We start from the raw sequence: 18,425 nt of genomic DNA on the forward strand, positions 1-18,425 counted from the left end.
TGTCAATTTTAAATTGGTTTTTGGCTTGTTTGGTGGTGTTATGTTCTTGTTTTTGCGTGGCATGATGGTTTTTATTTTTAACTTGTTATTGCCTGGTTTTATTTAGAGGTAAAAAGTCCTAGCTCAGGTTCTTTTTAAGCAGTGCGGTAAGTTTCATAGAGCGACTCTGGATATATAAAAAACTATACCTTATGAGACTGTATCTAAGGTTGTCTCAAAAGCATTGACTTAGAGTTTTGATACATGCAATCCTGTAAGTGTTAAGAGGTTTTGAGACACTAGGAGTAAGCATGGCGAACGTAGGTTACATTCGAGTTAGTACAGCAGAGCAGTCCACCAGCAGACAGTTAGCAGATGTGAAACTGGATAAGGTGTTCGAGGAAAAGGTATCAGCTAAGACAGTAGACAGACCACAGCTACAGGCGTGCTTGGATTATGTCAGGGATGGTGATGTGCTGCATGTTCACAGCCTAGACCGTATCTGTCGTAGCGGTGCAGGTGATGCTGTAGGGCTGGTGGAGCAGATGAACCAGAAAGGTGTATCGGTACAGTTCCACAAGGAAGGAATGAGATTCGATGGTGTAATGAGTGCAGCGCAGAAAGGTGTACTAGGGATACTGGCAGCAGTGGCACAGATGGAAAGGGAATTGATTAAAGAGCGTCAGGCTGAGGGGATAGCAGCAGCGAAGGCAGCTGGTAAACACATAGGTAGACCGAAAGCACAGGTGACGAAAGAGGATGTGCAGAAGCTATTGGATAACGGTGTACCTAAAGCTAAAGCAGCCAAGGAGTTAGGAATAGGTCGTGCGACACTGTATCGGCTCCTTGACGCTAGAGAGTATTAAGCTGGTTTAAACTCTCTTCTCACGCTCTTGAGGTACATGAGTTCCGCTGGAGTGGAGTCGGATGATTGGCGTATTAGTTTTGGTGCAATTCCTATTGCTGCACCAGCTAAGCCAGCTTTTAACGGGTCAAAACCAAATTGCGATGCTGTACCTAGTGCAGCAAGAGTTAAGCCTAGGATACCAGTTGTATCTGAAATCACAGAGCGAAGGCTATCGACACTAATGTCTATTTTGGACTGTTCTAAGGTGCGATTGACATCTCTAATGGAAGCTTCCAGCTTAATCATTGCGGTATTTTTTGCTCTAGGTATGTCACCAGCAGTTAGCACTGACTGGTAGAGTTCATCTAGGTAACTACGGAACGCGAGCAGTTCATCATGATGCTTGTACTTAAATTCAAGTATAGAATCGAAGTGTGTGCTAACAGTAGGGACGGGTAGTAAACCTTGAAGCTCCAGTTCAATACTCTCTTTATCTACAGGAGTTGTGGTGAGAATGCTATCCGAGATTTGAGCCTTAGACCATAAGCCTGGATGTGCTTCATTGAGCTGTTTAAAAATTGCTTCATGTGAAGCAAGGATTTCATCTCCAGCCTTTTTGCTTAGGGTTACACCAGTGCAATCAACAATCTCAGCAGTCATAAAGTTAGATACATTAAAGCGAGCGAGGTTTTTCTCCATGTCGAGTTCGTTGTAACGCACCAGCTTTTTCTAGTTCTTGGAACTGCCAGCAATCAAACTCTATCGAGGAGCATTTAGGAACTTCAATCTTATCCCAATAAAGTAGGTACTTACGTAACTCAAAATCATCAGTAGCAGAACGAAATAAAGCCCCACCTGTTTCTGGATACTCAAATTGAGGAGATAGAACAATACCTCTTTCCATTGATAATCGCCTTACACTCAGATAGTTAGGTTATTATGATAATGCAAGGTGTTGAATAGGGGAAAGGAAGAGAATAGACTTTATGAAGTGTGGCACTTTACTGTGGCACCCATACAAAAACAGCGCTATCCCAAAAGGCGCTAACCTATTGAAATAACGCTGTTTCCAAACGTTTGGTGGAGCTGGCGGGAGTCGCCTTCAACTGCCTTAAAAAACAGTGACTTCAATAGGTTAGGGTGTTTGTGGTTTTTGAGATTAACCCTTTAGTACCTCATCTTAGTACCATATAAGGCCAGTATCAAGATGGAAGTCTATTATCCTAAATTAAGGACGCCAGTTCAGCTCCCTCATCAGAGTTGAACTGGTGGCGAAAATCATTAAGTAGGTATCTCTGGAGGTAAAAATAAAGGGCTGATTATCAGCCCTTTTGTATAGATTTGTTTTATTTTTTAATTTTATTATATTCAGTTTCAAGCTGATCAGCAGAAGTGCCTATAGGGATATTGTACAGGGCATGCAATACAGCTTCTGCTCGCTCGTCCCACATCCCGTCAATGCCAAATCCCGGGAAATGTTGAGAGTCACCGTTTCCTATTTCATCTCCGAATTGAGTAAACCCAAGAGCGTGTGCAAATTCATGAACAATTAGGTTCGTTGGTGCTATGCACTTATAGCTTTCATCAGGAAGATGAATCCAGCTAAACCCAGAGTCAGTGAGGTATTCATTTTGAGCATTAATTACGTGTTTCCCTGAATTACCATGTCGGGTAGCTGTCCAGTTACCACAGTTGTATCCTTCGCCTTTATCTGTGCCGTAAGTTCCAGTAGAAACAATGATGCCGCCATTTATATTCGCATTGTAAGCATCTGCATAGACCAGATATGCGTCGTAATTAGAATCATCATGTTCTTCTTCAATCACCACTCTTTGTACTGTGCTATCAGAACTGGTTCCACGGTTGAACATAGTGCGTCCGACAATCGATTCGATCATATCAAGAGCTTCAAGCAACTCTTGAGGTGGTTGCTTATTGTTGTTATCTGGATCATTGAAATAAACGTTTATCAGCTCACCATCGTTATCGCCAGCGACATAGCGAGAAAGCGCTCCTAGAGTCGGTAGATTGTCTTGCTCTTCCGCACATAGGCTATGGGATAGATATGGGTTGATAGTGCAATGATAATAATCGCCATCATTTGACAGATCCAGATAGTCATGAGGGAAAGAATCTTGATCATTGATATTTGAAAAGTTATTTTCGCTTAAAGCAGTTAGAGTTTTGACAACGGTGTCGTGATTGACAGGAGGAGTGCCACCATCGTTTTTATCATCAGAGCTGTTACATCCAATTAAGGTACTAGCAATGATGCTGGCGAGTAGAATTTTTTTCATTAAATGTTATTTCTTTCCAATTGAATTAATATGCTAATTTATCAATTAAGTGATTGTTACTTAATGTGTTAGTAATATAACCTTACAAAGTTAGTAGTTTTTTGGAACTTAGAGCATTGGTAGGGCATAAGAACATGCTTTATGGGGAGGTTCATTATCACTAAAAGCGATGACGCCAGTTCAGCTCCCTGTTTGGGAGTTGAACTGGCGTCTTTGGCTTAGTGTTTAGTGCAGTCGTCTTTTTTGCTGCCTTTTAGTTCGTTCAACCATAATTACCTTAAACGGTTTGGTTTTCTCGACTCTCTCAATGAGGGAGCGTTTATAAGCCTTGCTCTTCCCAGCATTTTCTTCTTTTCCTGAAAGAAACTGTTTAATCATACCGTCAGTCCAGTTTTTTTCTTGCTTCAACCCAGTTTTTGATATCCATTTTTGATGCCAAACTTGGCGATAATTTTCTGTTTGTTGGCGACCATATTCACGCCTTTCAGCTTCAGAATATCGGTGCCATTTTCCGTTGTAATAAGGCATAAGTTCTATTTTATTATTTGTTTTATTTTACTTAATTGCTCTTGTTGCTGCTTCGATAATGAGTGAGAGGCGAGGGATTCATAGGTTTTTATGAGTCGGTTTTCTTGGCGTCGTTGTTGCCTGTCGTTATGCTCTTCCTTGGCTTTGAGCCATTTATCAAATTGACTTTGCATTTTCGCGATAAGTTTTTCTACCTCTAAAGCTTGATTGGCTTTCTCATACTGATATTGCCAAGTCGAGAGCCTCCTGCCTTTTTTAGCTTCAATTGGTTCATAACTTCGATGATCTACCCCGACATGTTTTAAAACAGCAGAATTGAAAGCTTGCTTGATTAATTTAGTGGCTCTCTTCTGCTGAAGCTCCTTCAGAACTCGCTTGCCAACGACCTTCCCAATAATTAAGTGGACGTGATCACCGCTGCCGCGTTTTCCGTCTTGCTTTTGTTGGTGTAATACAGCTCGGATTTGCTGGCGATATTGTGCGAACTCTAATTTGTTGAGCTTGCAAAGCCTTGCGAGAGCTAAACAGCAATCTTTGACAATAGATTGCCATTGCTCATAACTAGGTCTGTAGCCTTTTGGCAACGTAAGGCAATATTCCATAGCGTAGCTTGATAACGGACGACCTCCATGGCGGTTATTTAACTGTTGATTAAGCCTGAATTGTTCGCCTGCAAGAGCAATGCGCTTGGAGTTATTGGCACAGCCGAAGAGTGATACGAGGTCCTCGGTGCACCAGTGGTTGGCGTGTTTGGTGTTTAACAGGTAACGTTCGCGCATCATGACGCCATCAGTAGCGAGGCGGACGGGTTGGGTTATTACAGTCCAGTTTTTTAGCATATTGGATGTTTATTTAAATTTTAGGCTTTTGCCTTAACTTGTACAAACTACTGGACTGTAAGCATACATATTCAGTAGTGGTTCCAGATAGGACAACGGCTTCGCTTTTCGTTGTCCACTGGCAAGAAGGGAGACCCTTCTTAACTACCCTTTTTAAAGCTAGCGGTGTTTTTCAAGGTAGTTGTCATCATTAGGAAAAAATGAATCTAACAGAAGATCATTGGCTAGCATTTCTATTTCTTCAAAATGGGACACTTTAGCAATACAAACCTGTGGTTGTTGAGTCTCTTTATCTCTTATATTTTCCAGAATTTTCCAACTGCCGCCATATACTTCAATTACAGTTAAGTCATACTCCTTACACAGCCCATTTAGCAGGTCAGCAAAAGCATCAGCAGCAACTTGAAGAAACATTTCAAGTTGCTCTATTGTCTGGATAAATTTTACATCATAAGAGTATGATGCTTGGTAGCCTTCTTCACAGACTTCAATTAGAAAATAAGGAGGAAAAACCGTAGTGTTTATGTAGTGTTCTAATGGGGTCATGTTTTCTATTTCAATTAGCAGGTATTTGACAATAAGGGATCGATATGGGTTATCGCCCATTTATATAAAAGTAAGTCTTATTGGGAACTCTGGATTTGCTCTCTTAGTTCTTCAGTAAGGCGGTGAATATCACCAAAGTGCGAAACAGTACCAATGCAAATTTGACATACTTGACCGCTAATATCGGTTAAATTTTGCATTATATCCCAAGAGTCATTGGTGCTAGGGTGAGCACTAAGACCGTGTTTTTCTAATAAATCATTGAGCATATTATCAAAAGAAGTTTTTGCCTCATCAACGATCTTATCTAGTTGATCTTTGGTGCTAAAGGTTTCAGCTACATCGTAATACCACGCTTCGTACTCGCCATTGTCGTTCTCTTCAACGTCCATATAAATCGGTATGTTTACGCATGCCAGTATCACTTCTAACTTATTCATCGTAGATATCTCATTTGGTTTTGATTGTTTTACTATGCCACGTATTGTTGAATAAAATAAGCTCAAAAATTACTTGCAAGTAAATTTTAGTTGCAAAATCAACGTTTTAACGTTGCTTGGGAGGGCTGTTTTCTATTTAATTCAATAGCTTAAATTTTTAAAAAAATGTTCTTTTTATTGAGTTCTGCACGTCGATTTGAGGGTCTAACGAAAGTTCATTACCCTTAAAGAAAACCTATTATGAAAGAAACCCCCGTTACATCCGCTACAAGGCTTGCTCAAAAACAAGAAGAAAAGCTTCAAGAGTGCCGAGAAACCACAATAGAAAAGCTAGTGATTCGTCTGTGTATTGAAGCTGAATATCTGACTAAACAAGATGTTAAAGAAAGATCTCGTCGATATCAGTGGGTGCTTAAAATTACGGAATACTGCGTAGATGCAACATCGTTAGAAGATGTAGTTGAGGGCGAACCTGTCGTGCCTCTGACCTATTCAAACTGCAATAGATTTATGACTGAAAAGCAAAGGAAGGCGAAAGCGATTGTTACTATTGTCGCCAAGGAAATCGTTCGAGGGCTTCCGCCGTATCAAGGTTGATGATTTGAATTTGTTTAAATGCTGGGGTAAAGCAGTTCCAACTCTTCACGGCTATAAGGCGCTAATTCATTCTGATTAAAGGACTTTTGCTTGTACTTCTTAGGTATGAGCAAGTCGGTGGTTGTTACCGTGATACCACGCTCTTGAGCAAACTGACCACTAAATAGAAAATCAATATCCCCATCTTTGCGCTTTTTCTTAATAACTTGAGTTTTGTATTCGAAAGGAATTTTATCGATGCGGCGCTGCTTGAGTGCCCACTCGTAAAATTGGCGAATATGGTTCATATAAAGATTGGCAGAGTCACGATCGATCTCTTTGGCGGCGACTCGATCAATTAAGTGTTTGCGAAAACGGTACACAGGGAGCCAATACTTGGCTTTTTCTGAAGGGGCAATAGCAATCACTTCTTGCCACGCTACATTGTTTTCTTCAAGCCATGACAGGAAGATGCTTAATGAATAGGCCGTTGAGCTAAGCGTCAACACACTTACCCCACCAAGGTTGTTTGTTTGATTGGCACGCTTGGGAGGCATAAACTGCCCTTTATAGCGATGCTCTAGAAACAAATTCATTTCCAATACATCGTGAATACGAGTCAATGAGCGTAAACGAGGAAACTTACTGATCTCGCGATCACAATGATACGACACCTCGCGTAATGGCTGCCCACAACGAGACTCCTGATTGAAGTACGGCAAATCACCCAGATTCACCTCATTTTTAACAACACTTACCATTACACCACCTTGCACCATTCACTTACTGCAATAAAAAGATAGGTGAGATAGGCTTTAATGTCAAAATTTTATTTGCATCATACAATTACTGTAAAAAATCATTGCGCGAGATTTGTTAGATGCCACAATATCAAACATGAAATAACTAAGAGGCTCAGCCAAATGGTTGAAAGTAATGAGCAAGCAATCTTGAACACTCCAAAAGGAAGCGTTCAGAGATGAGTGTTCAGAAAACGGTTACATCAGTAACACTCAACGACTGTGTCACGATTCAAGCGGGTTACCCATTTAGAGGGGCGATCAGAGCCATCCCTAGTGGCAGCGTTAAAGCCGTACAAGCTAAAGACATCTCTCCTTTAGGTGAGTTGATAACGGATGATTTGATCACCACCGACCTGACAGGTAAACGGGATGCCGACTGGCTCAAGCAAGGTGATGTGTTATTTAGCGCCAAAGGTTCGAAACATCTGGCAAGCTATGTGAGTAAGCAATTAGAGCGCACCACCTGTGCGCCAAGCTTGTTTCTGCTCAGGGTAAAACCGCAATGGCAAGAAAAGGTCAACCCACAGTTTCTAACATGGCAGCTTAACCAATCGCCTGTGCAAATCTATTTTAAGCGCAGTGCCGAAGGCAGCTTTCAGATAAGCATCAGAAAACCTGTGCTTGCAGCAACGCCCATCGCACTGCCCGACATTGAAACTCAAAACACGATTGCCAAACTTTATGAAGCCACCATCAAAGAGAATGCGCTGCTTCATAAGCTTATCAACAACCGTCAGCAGCAGCTTAATGCTATTGCTACTGACTTAATCCAAAATTCACACGAATTAAAACGAAATAATTAAAGGCTGGGAAACAATGGTACACACACCAATCAATCAAGATGAGATCAACAAAGCCGTTTGGGCTGCTTGTGACACCTTCCGAGGCACAGTAGACCCCTCTATCTACAAAGATTTCATCCTAACCATGCTATTTTTGAAGTACATCTCTGACGTACACCAAGACAAGTTTGATGAGCTATCAAAGCAGTTCAATGGCAACGAACAGATGATCACTGCGATGATGTCGAAACAGTCTTTCAAAATTCCAGCAGGAGCGACCTTCTGGGACTTGTACGAAGCGCGTTTTGAGGCAGGCAACGGCTCTCGCATCGACCAAGCACTACACGCAATTGAAGAAGCTAATGGCACCAAGCTAAAGAATGTATTCCAGGACATCAGCTTTAACACCGACAAGCTCGGTGATGAAAAGCAGAAGAACGACATCCTACGTCATATATTAGAAGATTTCGGTAAAGACACGCTAAACCTGCGTCCAAGCCGTGTGGGTTCACTGGATGTGATTGGTAACGCTTACGAGTACCTGATTAAACACTTTGCTGCTGGCAGCGGTAAATCGGCGGGTGAATTCTATACCCCACCTGAGGTGTCTGACCTACTATCTATCATCCTAGAGCCACAACAAGGCGATAGCATCTGTGACCCTGCCTGTGGTTCAGGCTCACTATTAATGAAGTGTGGTAAGCAAGTACAAAACAACTTTGCAGGCTCTAAGCAGTACGCACTGTTTGGTCAAGAAGCGATTGGTTCTACTTGGTCGCTAGCCAAGATGAACATGTTCCTACACGGTGAAGACAACCACCGCATTGAGTGGGGCGACACCATTCGTAACCCTAAGCTTCAGGATAAAGACGGTGGCCTACTGCACTTTGATGTAGTAACCGCCAACCCACCATTCTCACTAGATAAATGGGGCTTTGAAGATGCAGGTAACGACCACTTTGGTCGCTTCCGCCGTGGTATTCCACCAAAGACCAAAGGTGACTATGCATTTATCTCACACATGATTGAAACGCTTAAGCCGCAAACTGGTCGCATGGGTGTAGTTGTACCTCACGGAGTGCTATTCCGCGCTTCATCAGAAGGTAAAATTCGTAAACAACTGATTGATGAAAACTTGCTAGATGCAGTAATCGGCCTACCTGAAAAACTGTTCTTTGGCACGGGCATTCCAGCTGCAATCCTTATCTTCAAAAAGCAAAAAGATGATAACAAGGTACTGTTTATTGATGCCTCACGTGAGTTTAAATCGGGCAAGAACCAGAACGTATTAACGAGCGATAACATTCAGAAGATTGTTGATACCTACAAGGCGCGTGAAACCACCGACAAATACTCGTATCTAGCGACCCTCGAAGAGATTGCCGAAAACGATTACAACCTCAACATTCCTCGTTATGTGGATACCTTTGAGGAAGAAGAAGAGATTGATTTGGTAACGGTACGCACTGAACGTTTAGCGCTACAAAATGAGTTAGCTGATCTAGAAGCGGAAATGGCGGGTTACCTAGAGGAGTTGGGTTATGGTGCCTAATGGTTGGAAATTAACTTCACTAGGCGAAGTATGCTCTGGGAGCTTACAAACAGGCCCATTCGGAAGCCAATTGCATGCTCATGAGTACACGGATGAGGGCGTACCTGTACTTATGCCTAAAGACCTAATTAATTATCGAGCTAATAATGAATCAGCAGCAAAGATACCAGAGCACCGTGCTGATGATCTTAAAAAACATACGCTTCAATCTGGTGATTTGCTCTTTAGTCGCCGTGGCGATGTCTCTCGTTTTGCATTAATTGAATCAGACTATCCAAGAAGTTTATGCGGCACAGGTTGTTTGAAAGCGACACCAAATAAAGCTCATTCACCGTTATTTTTGTCTTATTTTCTACAGAAAAATGCTGTGAAAAAATGGCTAGAGCAGAATGCTGTCGGCCAAACGATGCCAAATATGAATACGGCGATTTTAGCTGAGCTTCCATTGATGGTTGCATCGTCAAGAGAAGAAGAAGACAAAATCGCCAAAATCCTCTCAACATGGGACAAAGCGATTAGCACCACTGAAAAGCTGATTGCAACCAGTAAACAGCAGAAAAAAGCTTTGATGCAGCAGCTTTTGACGGGTAAGAAGCGTTTGGTTAATCCTGAGGGGGGTAAGGCGTTTGAGGGGGAGTGGGAAGAATTTAAATTAGGTGAATTATTTGCTGAACGTGTTGAAACAAAGCGTGATGATTTACCTCTTCTTTCAATTACCTCCAGTGATGGTGTTGTGTACCAGGAAGATACTGGGAGAAAAAACACCTCTAATGATGATAAGTCTAAATATCGTCGAATTTGCGTAAATGATATCGGTTATAACACGATGAGAATGTGGCAAGGTCGATCTAGCATCTCCAATAAGGAAGGTATTGTTAGCCCTGCTTATACGATTCTAATTCCGCAACAAAATGTTGCCCCAATGTATGCCTCTTACCTTTTCAAGCTTCCTAGGCTGGTTCATGTATTTGAACGTAACTCCCAAGGGCTTGTTTCCGACACTTGGAATCTAAAGTATCCACATTTTGCGAAGATAAAGTGGAGCTTTCCTTGCTTAAAAGAGCAACAAAAAATCGCCTCAATCTTAACCGCTGCTGATAAAGAAATTGAAGTGCTTGAAACTAAACTTTCTCACTTTAAGCAAGAGAAAAAGGCGCTGATGCAACAACTTCTTACTGGAAAAAGAAGAGTGAAAGTGGAGGAAGACGTTGCGGCGTAAAGCATCTCTTAACTCTCGACCAATGAGTGACGCCCTGCGCCACTCATTATTGCCGTTATCAAAACTAGGTATTACACAATGTTAGTGTTTAACTGCACTAAAGCCGCTGCGGACTTTTTCACCGTCAAGCGCAATGGCAAAAAAATATCCCCATTGGAAGAACCGCCGACGGATTCTGTCAGTGGTTCTCAAGCCGTGAATGTGTTGAATACCCCGACACCACCTGTGAGTGCTTGGTTGGTGCATGCGGTAAATGTTCAACGCAAAAAAGTGCTGATTGCCATGCATGTCGAAACCCGCTACGCCATGGTGTTTGTCGGCATTAAAAAAGGTGATTGGCTCGAGTTTACCAACCAACTGCTGGAACGGCTGTTTAACAACATGCAATTCTTTGGTGAAGAGTTTGAAATGTGCCATGAAGAGAGCTTTGAAGAGATGTTCAATGAGTTCATCAAATTTCATCCTAAGCCGTTCTTTTGTCAACGCGGTGACCGCAGTGTACAAAGCCACATTAATGATGTCGCTTGGCAATTTGAAAATCGAGTTTACCAAGTAGGTTCTCTCCCTGACGGCCACGAAGAGTGCGCCAGCTTTGATGAGTGGATAAACAGTTTGATTCGCTCGACCAAACAAAAGAAAGACCACTTTCATCCCGACGAAGAGATGTTCATTGACTGGATGCAGACCTATAGCGAATTGGGTGACAATGAGGACAAGCTCATCCGCCAGTTATTTGGATCTCTACGCCGACAAATGATGCATGCCGAAATGGTTAAGCGTGGGATTCCCGACGACGATTATTTTGATGGGATGAATGCCGAACTCAGCCAAGCAATCCATGAGTATTATCAAGAGATTGCCCCTGACACGTTCAACGAAGAGACACCCGATAACGTCATCGACTTCAATCAGGCCAAAAAACGTAAACTACATTAACAACAATAACGATAATAAAAACGAATCGACAATAAGGGACGACAATGTCAGGCAACTTACCCAACTTCCGAGAAGAACAAAGCGCGAAAATTCCAGCGTTAACCTTACTCACTAACCTTGGTTATCAGTTCATTTCACCAAATGAATGTGTGGTTAAGCGCGGTAACCTTTCTACCGTTATTTTGCCTGATGTGCTGCGTAATGTACTCAAGCACAAAACCTACTCTTTCATGGGGAAAGATCATCACTTATCGGAAGCGGCTATCGATAAAATTATCCATGAGCTTGCCAACCCTGCCATGAATGAAGGGCTGAAAGCGGCGAATGAAAAACTATATAACGCTCTGACCTATGGCATTGGCGTGACCGAGTTTGTTAATGGCAAGAAAGCCAGCCCAACGATCAATGTCATTGATTGGGAAACCCCTGAGAACAACCAGTTCCACTTTACCGAAGAGCTAGAAGTGGAAAATGCGCATGGAACGGGTCATCGTATTCCCGATATTGTCTGCTTTGTGAACGGCCTACCTTGGGTAGTCATTGAAGCCAAACGTCCTGATTCTTCCCATGAGGGCAAGCCAACTGTTGCCGAGGGTATTTCACAAAACATCCGCAATCAAAAAGTCGATGAGATCCCACATCTGTTTGCCTATAGCCAATTGCTAATGTCGGTGAATGGACATGAAGGTTTATACGGTACATGCGGCACACCAAGTAAATTCTGGGCGAAGTGGAAAGAAGAAGAGATCACCGAAGCCACTTTTGAACGTCTTAAAAATACGCCACTTGCACCAGAGCAGCTCGATAAGCTGTTTGGTCACCGCTCTGCCAAAGTTCGTGATGAATACCTATCACTGATTGCTGGCGGTGATTTAATGGTGACAGACCAAGACCGTTTATTGGTATCACTACTTCGTCATGACCGCCTTCTGGAACTGACCCAACTCTTCACCTTGTTCGATAAAAAAGCGGGCAAAATCGTTGCCCGTTATCAGCAGGTCTTTGGCATTAAAGCATTAATTGAGCGTGTAACCTCTTTTGATGAGCAAGGCGCACGTAATGGTGGGGTTATATGGCATACCACAGGTTCGGGTAAATCGTTCACCATGGTGTTCTTGTCCAAGGCACTGATTTGGATTAAAGAACTCGCTAAATGCCGTGTGGTAGTGGTTACTGACCGTGTGGATTTGGAAGATCAGCTAGCGCGTACCTTTGCCTCTGGCGGAGCCTTGTCTGAAAAAGATCGTAAAACTGCCATGGCTACAACGGGTAAACGCCTTGCTGAGCAAATTGGTAAAGGCAATGAGCGTATTATCTTCTCCATCATCAACAAGTTTGGCACCGCAATAGAGCTTGATGAGTGCTACAACGACAGCCCTGACATGATAGTGCTGGTTGATGAAGGCCACCGCAGTCAAAACGGTGAAAACAACATTCGTATGCAGCAAGCCCTGCCAAAAGCCGCCTATATTGGTTTTACGGGTACACCTTTGCTGCAAGACGATAAGACCGAAAACAAATTCGGTAAAATCATCCACTCGTACACCATGCAACAGGCGGTAGAAGATAAAACCGTTACTCCGCTGTTGTACGAAGAGCGCGTGCCAGAGTTGAGTACCAATGACAAAGCGCTCGATGCTTGGTTTGATCGCATCACCGATAAGCTCACTGAAAAACAGCGTACCGATTTGAAGAAGAAATTTGCTCAAAAAGGTCAAATCTATCAAACCGAAGGACGTATCGAGCTTATCGCTCATGATATTTCAGACCATTTCCAAAACTTTAAGCGCCAAGGTTTAAAAGGTCAGCTTGCTTGTGACTCAAAATCCTCTGCTATCCAATATAAGAAGCTTCTCGACCAAATTGGTAAAGTGACCTCGGTTGTTGCCATGTCACCACCAGATACCCGTGAGGGGCACGATACAGTCGATGGAGAAAGCAAAGATGTGGTACAGAATTGGTGGAAAGAGAACGTACTGGACTCAGATTTTGGCCAAGATGAGAAAGATTACACCAAGCATATCATTGAAGAGTTTGGTAAAGATGATGGCCCTGACTTGATGATCGTGGTCGATAAGCTTTTAACGGGCTTTGATGAACCCAAGAACACCGTGCTTTACATCGATAAGCCGCTTAAACAGCACAACCTTATCCAAGCCATTGCTCGTGTGAATCGTCTACATCAAAAGAAAGAGTTTGGTTACCTCATCGACTACCGAGGCATCTTAAAAGAGCTAGATGCCACCATCGCTGACTACCAAGATTTGGCAGAGCGTACCCAAGGTGGATTTGATATTGACGATCTTAAAGGCTTATACAGCCGAATGGACACCGAATATAAAAAACTGCCTGGTCTATACAGTGAGCTGTGGGCATTTTTTATTGATGTAAAAAACACCCAAGATCCGCACGCAATGGCACGGGTATTTGCGCCGAACATAGAATATGTAGATGGTCAGCCTACCGATTTAAACTTAAAGAAACGCCAAGATTTTTATAGCACACTCACTGCGTTTGCTAATTGTTTAAAAGTCGCTTTGCAATCAGCCACCTACTTTGAAGACAAGAGCTTTGATGATAAGCGCCAGATTTATAAAGACACACTAAAAAGCATGACATCGCTGCGTAAAGTTGTCCGTGAGCAAGCAGAAGAGACCATTGATTACGACGAGTACGCTGAGAGTATTCGCACTATGTTAGACAAGCACATCGGTGGCGTTGAGATCCAAGAGTCTAAAGGCGCTTATCTAGTTGGCAACATGGGTAAGGATATAAAACCAGAAGAGCTAAGTGACGATGAGGCTCGCAATAAGAAAGATGCGATCACTGGTCGTGTCACTAAGATGATTGAGCAAGACCTTGCCGACGACCCTTATGCACAAGAGTATTTCTCGAAACTGCTTAAACAAGCAATTCAGCAAGCCAAAGAGATGTTCGATGCGCCTGTTAAGCAATATCTCCTATTTGCTGATTTTGAAGAGCAAGTGAAAGAGCGCAAAGTCGAGGGGTTACCAACCGATCGCTTCACAGAGCTAGATCCAAAAATTAAGCGTCATGTACAAGCTTACTTTGGACTGTTCTTAAAGCATGGTTGTGAAGGTCAAGGTCTTACTGAGGATCAATGCTTCAACTATGCAGTAGAGATTGACGAGAAAGTGCGCAAAGCGGTAGCAGAGTTTTCAATCAATCCATCAGAGATTGAAAACCAGATCAATCTAGAGGTGCTTCCGTTACTGTTTGCCGATTTAGGGGTCGATAAAGCGCAAGTCATTGCCGAAGAAGTGGTGCAAATCACTCGCTTAGGTTTAGCAGGTCACCATTAATGGCATCAACAGTCTCTGACGAACGCAACAAAGAGGAATACAGCTTCATCTATGGAGATGAGGCTGTGAGCTATGAGGTGTTGCGTAAGCCTATCAAACAAGGAAAGAAGCGAAGCATTACCATCAAGGTGCAACCCAACTGCGATGTCACGGTTAGTACCCCAGAAGACGCTGAGCTTGAGGACATTCACCAAGCGGTAATGAAGCGTGCCAAGTGGATTTATGATGCCCTGAAAGAGTTTCGAGGTCATTTGGAGCATGTCCAGCCTAAACACTACGTCAGCGGTGAGATGCAGTTCTATCTTGGTCGTCGTTATGTACTAAAGGTAGTTGAAGATGCAGATGCCTTGCCAACGGTAAAAATGACTCGCGGTAAGTTACTTGTCACCTTGACGAGGTTCAACGATGACAAAGCTGCCATGGTTAAAGCACTAGTGCGCAACTGGTACAAGGTTCGAGCTGAACGTATTTTCCATGAGCGCCTAGCTGAGTTATTACCTCAAGCGACCTGGGTTGATGGTATCCCAAGCTTTCGTGTACTGCCTATGACTAAGCAATGGGGAAGTTGTTCAGCCAAAGGGAACCTGATGCTCAACCCTCACCTAATAAAAGCGCCCAAAGAGTGTATTGATTACGTGATCCTACATGAGCTTTGCCATATCGCTGAGCATAACCACAGTGACAAGTTTTGGCGCTTACTAACTAGCGTGATGCCTCACTGGAAAGAAGTGAAAGCCCGTTTAGATGGGATGGCTGAGTTGTATTTGAATGAATAAGGATTGTTGAAATGAGATGCCCAACTTGTGAAAAGCATATTGGCTGGGACTGGCTAGAAGATGAATGCATCGAGCCAAACGAAGCCTTTGATTGTCCACATTGCGATGAAACCCTGCGTTATGAAGTGGATGAAGGCACATACCTTGGTGCTCAGCATGTAACGATTGAAGTTGTGGATGATTGATATGAAGAAAACAGCAAGATTATCTGATTGTAGTACTTATCGTTATGAACTTTGGCGAACCTGGGATGAGTCAAAGCCCTATGCGATGTTCATAGGACTTAATCCATCAACGGCAGATGAAACTGAAGATGATCCTACTATTCGACGCTGTATTAATTTCGCCAAATCATGGGGGTATGGTGGCTTATGTATGGCGAACCTTTTTGCCTATCGAGCTACTCAGCCAGAAGACATGAAAAGAGCAACAAACCCTATCGGTGATGAAAATGACGAAACACTGACTCGACTATCTAAAAGTGCAGGCGTTATTGTTGGTGCATGGGGAAATGATGGTGTGTTTTTGAATCGCTCTGAGGATGTTCGAGCTTTAGTTCCAGAAATAAACGTATTGAAAGTCAATAAATCAGGTGAACCTGCTCATCCACTTTATTTGAAATCGACTTTAACACCGATTGAGTGGTAACAGTTTATGCTGCCAAAGGAAGGTGGCATTTAGGCAGTAAAGAGGTAGATGGCATTATATAGAACTCACCTGCTTTTTTACCTGCACCAGAGGCAAACTGACCAATTAAGAATTCATAGGCATCACCCAGTAGGTCTATCTCAGTGTTGTCGATTTGGAAGTCGATGTTTTCTAGATGAACCAACACTTGGCAGATAAGCTTGTTGCGAGCGTCTGGGTTCTTACCTAACTTGCTAGAGTTAAGGTCGAGTTCTTCAAACAGTCCGTTAAAGTCGTCCGCAGAATCAGCCGCTGTTGTGGACTGCTCAATGTCATTAAGGACACGGCTTAGCTCATCAAGAATGAACTCAGACTTCTCGCCACGCTTAGCAAGGCTTGAGAATAGCTGTTTAGGGGCAATGAAATAGCCAAGGTTCTCGACACACTCATCATGCAATTCTTTAATCAACTCATTATCAGATTCTACGAACTTGATACCATCTTCAGTAAGTAGTTCATCACAGTAGCGGTTCAACTTGTCTGATAGGTACTTGTAGAAGATAAGCCCTAGAATGTAGTCACGGAAGTCGTCGGCTGACATATTGCCACGCAGAGTGTTAGCGATGTTCCAGAGCTGTTTTTGTAATTCTTGTTGGTGTTCACGAACCATGATGTGCCTATGGGTTAGGTTATGACGTTAGTTGCTGTCATCTTACCCAAAATCTAGGTTTTTGTCTTTGAAACACCTTGTAAGTTAGGTGGTATCTACATAATCTTTCAGACTATTCTTTCAATTTAGTGCAAGCAACTCGGGGGGAATGTGCCAACATTGCCTTATATAATAATAAATCTTTCTAAATATTAAATAATTTTACGTGGCATTGTGGTTAGGCTGGAATGGTTTAATAATCAATGCATTATAAGTCAATGGTTGTTTTTTATGTGATAGTATTGCGACATTTTGAAATTTCCACATGAGAAAATTACGACATTGCGAGTGAGAGTATTACGACATTGTGTTATTATTAAAGAAAACTATAACACCTTAAATTATGTCAAATACTCCAACGATTGAGCACTTAGCCTCATTGAAAGAAAAGCCATGGTACGTTGTCAATAACTCTTTTTCTCAGGCGACGTTCACACATCTATCCCCCCCAAATATCAATATATTGTCATACAAGTCTTTGCTGTGTGCTATTTGTGGATGGCAGCAACTTTTCCATGTTAATCAGTTTAATTCCGATCTTTGGAACGAGCATGACCGAGCAACCAATGACGAGATTCCTGATTTAGTTGCATCTGCATTTTCTAAAGAAGAAGAAAGGAAAGTTACGCTTTCGTTTGAAGATATGAGTCAGTTTTGCACAGTTAGTCGCAAAGGCTCAAAGAGAAGAAAAACTTACAATAAAGATAAGTATGCAGATGCTTTACGACAAGCTGAGCAAATTCATATATCAACCGAGAAGGAAGTTACAATCTCAGATTGGACTAAGTTTAGGGAAAAGGTTCATGTTGAGCAGAAGATTGGTCAAAATGTAGGTGATGCAACAAGGCATCTTTCTATTTTTAGCCAGCCTGAAGAGTATGACCTAGCTTTTTTACCTATTGGTGCCTTTATTGGTCACCCTATCGAAAAGGTTGAGATCGACGATTCTAAACCGCTAGTCACTATTACATTTAACGTAAAGTTTTTGCCCCTCCTGTTTGCTACATCTAGTTATAACACAATGTTTCTCGACCGATTAAGTAGCTTTAAATCACTGGCTGGCTTACGACTCTATGATCTACTTTATAGCCGACTTGGCATGCAGCATGAACTCGTTGATCGAGGTCGTGTGAACTTTTCAGTCCCTCGCTGGCGTAGTTTTTTTGGTATCAATAGCAGCATTGATATCGTCTTTACTGAAGTGAAAAAAAACTCCGGATCTTCTGAAAATCCTTGGTACTTTAAATTGTCTGAACTGGAAAAATACGCTAAAAGTTTGAACTGGTACAGTCTTGCTAATAAAAAAGGCTATAGCAGTTTGACCAAAGAGGAAGCTCTTATCTTTGATGATTCACAAGACTTATTGCTAAAAGCGTATCGTTGTCACCGTGAGAGAGATAAAAAGAAAGAGCAGTTAGACGAGGCTGGTGTAATTGTGCGCGTACATGGTGACAAATACGTTGATATAAATACGTTTCGCCGAGATGTATTTAATAAGGCGATTAAGGAGGTAGATAATTACGCTAAATGGAGGGGGGATAGAACCTTTGAAGTGGTTGACTTTGATAAGAAAAAGAAGAAAGGGTCAAAGATCACAACATCAATTAATATAGTTTACGAACGTTGCTAGCAAGCTTTGGCAGATG

General features: G+C 42.4%; 19 protein-coding genes and 1 pseudogene. 11 read left to right on the top strand and 9 right to left on the bottom strand.

Features of this window, described 5'->3' with window-relative positions:
* Nucleotides 1-290: 290 nt before the first annotated feature.
* Nucleotides 291-845 carry a recombinase family protein gene (locus tag AB4371_RS19935; protein WP_017071865.1) on the top strand — a complete coding sequence of 185 codons (555 nt, stop codon included), beginning with the start codon at nucleotides 291-293 and terminating at the stop codon, nucleotides 843-845.
* On the opposite strand, the gene AB4371_RS19940 is transcribed toward AB4371_RS19935, so the two are convergent.
* The 7 genes from AB4371_RS19940 to AB4371_RS19970 form a co-directional block, all read right to left on the bottom strand.
* Nucleotides 842-1,525: a DUF6236 family protein gene (locus AB4371_RS19940; protein ID WP_372150553.1), complete on the bottom strand. Its 684-nt coding sequence runs from the start codon at nucleotides 1,523-1,525 to the stop codon at nucleotides 842-844. The two genes, AB4371_RS19935 and AB4371_RS19940, sit on opposite strands and share 4 nt — an antisense overlap.
* A complete protein-coding gene (locus AB4371_RS19945; protein ID WP_372150554.1) occupies nucleotides 1,500-1,730 on the bottom strand; it encodes a hypothetical protein in 231 nt (76 codons plus the stop codon). The genes AB4371_RS19940 and AB4371_RS19945 overlap by 26 nt, the downstream gene beginning before the upstream one ends.
* 442 nt (nucleotides 1,731-2,172) lie before the next feature.
* Nucleotides 2,173-3,123, bottom strand: a complete 951-nt coding sequence (locus AB4371_RS19950) for a hypothetical protein (RefSeq protein ID WP_372128781.1) — start codon at nucleotides 3,121-3,123, stop codon at nucleotides 2,173-2,175.
* 225 nt (nucleotides 3,124-3,348) lie between these two features.
* Nucleotides 3,349-3,651, bottom strand: coding sequence for a hypothetical protein (locus tag AB4371_RS19955; RefSeq protein WP_372150555.1), 303 nt, complete (start codon nucleotides 3,649-3,651; stop codon nucleotides 3,349-3,351).
* A gap of 5 nt (nucleotides 3,652-3,656) precedes the next feature.
* Nucleotides 3,657-4,490: a hypothetical protein gene (locus tag AB4371_RS19960; RefSeq protein ID WP_372150556.1), complete on the bottom strand. Its 834-nt coding sequence runs from the start codon at nucleotides 4,488-4,490 to the stop codon at nucleotides 3,657-3,659.
* 159 nt (nucleotides 4,491-4,649) lie between these two features.
* Nucleotides 4,650-5,036, bottom strand: a complete 387-nt coding sequence (locus tag AB4371_RS19965; protein WP_136982748.1) for a hypothetical protein — start codon at nucleotides 5,034-5,036, stop codon at nucleotides 4,650-4,652.
* 77 nt (nucleotides 5,037-5,113) lie between these two features.
* Complete coding sequence (locus tag AB4371_RS19970) at nucleotides 5,114-5,476, bottom strand: hypothetical protein (RefSeq protein ID WP_372128784.1); 363 nt, start codon at nucleotides 5,474-5,476, stop codon at nucleotides 5,114-5,116.
* 240 nt (nucleotides 5,477-5,716) lie between these two features.
* Between AB4371_RS19970 and AB4371_RS19975 the strand changes: the two genes are divergently transcribed.
* Entirely contained in the window at nucleotides 5,717-6,073 is a 357-nt protein-coding gene (locus tag AB4371_RS19975; RefSeq protein WP_372128785.1) for a hypothetical protein, read from the top strand.
* Between the two features lie 14 nt (nucleotides 6,074-6,087).
* On the opposite strand, the gene AB4371_RS19980 is transcribed toward AB4371_RS19975, so the two are convergent.
* Nucleotides 6,088-6,813 (bottom strand): hypothetical protein, encoded by a 726-nt coding sequence (locus AB4371_RS19980; RefSeq protein ID WP_372150557.1) that lies wholly within the window; start codon nucleotides 6,811-6,813, stop codon nucleotides 6,088-6,090.
* 218 nt (nucleotides 6,814-7,031) lie between these two features.
* Between AB4371_RS19980 and AB4371_RS19985 the strand changes: the two genes are divergently transcribed.
* From AB4371_RS19985 to AB4371_RS20020, 8 genes are all read left to right on the top strand, one after another.
* A complete protein-coding gene (locus tag AB4371_RS19985; RefSeq protein WP_372150558.1) occupies nucleotides 7,032-7,658 on the top strand; it encodes a restriction endonuclease subunit S in 627 nt (208 codons plus the stop codon).
* Nucleotides 7,659-7,671: 13 nt separating this feature from the next.
* Nucleotides 7,672-9,189, top strand: coding sequence for a type I restriction-modification system subunit M (locus AB4371_RS19990; RefSeq protein ID WP_372150559.1), 1,518 nt, complete (start codon nucleotides 7,672-7,674; stop codon nucleotides 9,187-9,189).
* Entirely contained in the window at nucleotides 9,179-10,408 is a 1,230-nt protein-coding gene (locus tag AB4371_RS19995; protein ID WP_372150560.1) for a restriction endonuclease subunit S, read from the top strand. Before AB4371_RS19990 ends, AB4371_RS19995 begins: the two co-directional genes overlap by 11 nt.
* Nucleotides 10,409-10,486: 78 nt before the next feature.
* On the top strand, nucleotides 10,487-11,344 hold the full coding sequence (locus AB4371_RS20000) for a DUF6933 domain-containing protein (protein WP_372150561.1): 858 nt from the start codon (nucleotides 10,487-10,489) through the stop codon (nucleotides 11,342-11,344).
* A 44-nt stretch (nucleotides 11,345-11,388) separates the two neighbouring features.
* Entirely contained in the window at nucleotides 11,389-14,667 is a 3,279-nt protein-coding gene (locus AB4371_RS20005; RefSeq protein WP_372150562.1) for a type I restriction endonuclease subunit R, read from the top strand.
* A complete protein-coding gene (locus AB4371_RS20010; RefSeq protein WP_102322481.1) occupies nucleotides 14,667-15,443 on the top strand; it encodes a M48 family metallopeptidase in 777 nt (258 codons plus the stop codon). The genes AB4371_RS20005 and AB4371_RS20010 overlap by 1 nt, the downstream gene beginning before the upstream one ends.
* A gap of 11 nt (nucleotides 15,444-15,454) precedes the next feature.
* Nucleotides 15,455-15,628, top strand: a complete 174-nt coding sequence (locus AB4371_RS20015) for a hypothetical protein (protein ID WP_170963342.1) — start codon at nucleotides 15,455-15,457, stop codon at nucleotides 15,626-15,628.
* A gap of 1 nt (nucleotide 15,629) precedes the next feature.
* Nucleotides 15,630-16,091 (top strand): DUF1643 domain-containing protein, encoded by a 462-nt coding sequence (locus tag AB4371_RS20020; RefSeq protein WP_102322500.1) that lies wholly within the window; start codon nucleotides 15,630-15,632, stop codon nucleotides 16,089-16,091.
* Between the two features lie 58 nt (nucleotides 16,092-16,149).
* Here the strand turns inward: AB4371_RS20020 and AB4371_RS20025 are convergent.
* Nucleotides 16,150-16,740 (bottom strand): annotated as a pseudogene (locus AB4371_RS20025) (type I restriction-modification system subunit M N-terminal domain-containing protein); the annotation flags it as partial.
* A gap of 382 nt (nucleotides 16,741-17,122) precedes the next feature.
* On the opposite strand from AB4371_RS20025, the gene AB4371_RS20030 reads away from it, so the two are divergent.
* Nucleotides 17,123-18,409 carry a hypothetical protein gene (locus AB4371_RS20030; RefSeq protein ID WP_372128790.1) on the top strand — a complete coding sequence of 429 codons (1,287 nt, stop codon included), beginning with the start codon at nucleotides 17,123-17,125 and terminating at the stop codon, nucleotides 18,407-18,409.
* The last annotated feature ends 16 nt before the right edge of the window (nucleotides 18,410-18,425 follow it).

The organism is Vibrio sp. 10N.261.51.A3, from assembly GCF_041471965.1.
Classification (GTDB): domain Bacteria; phylum Pseudomonadota; class Gammaproteobacteria; order Enterobacterales; family Vibrionaceae; genus Vibrio; species Vibrio crassostreae_C.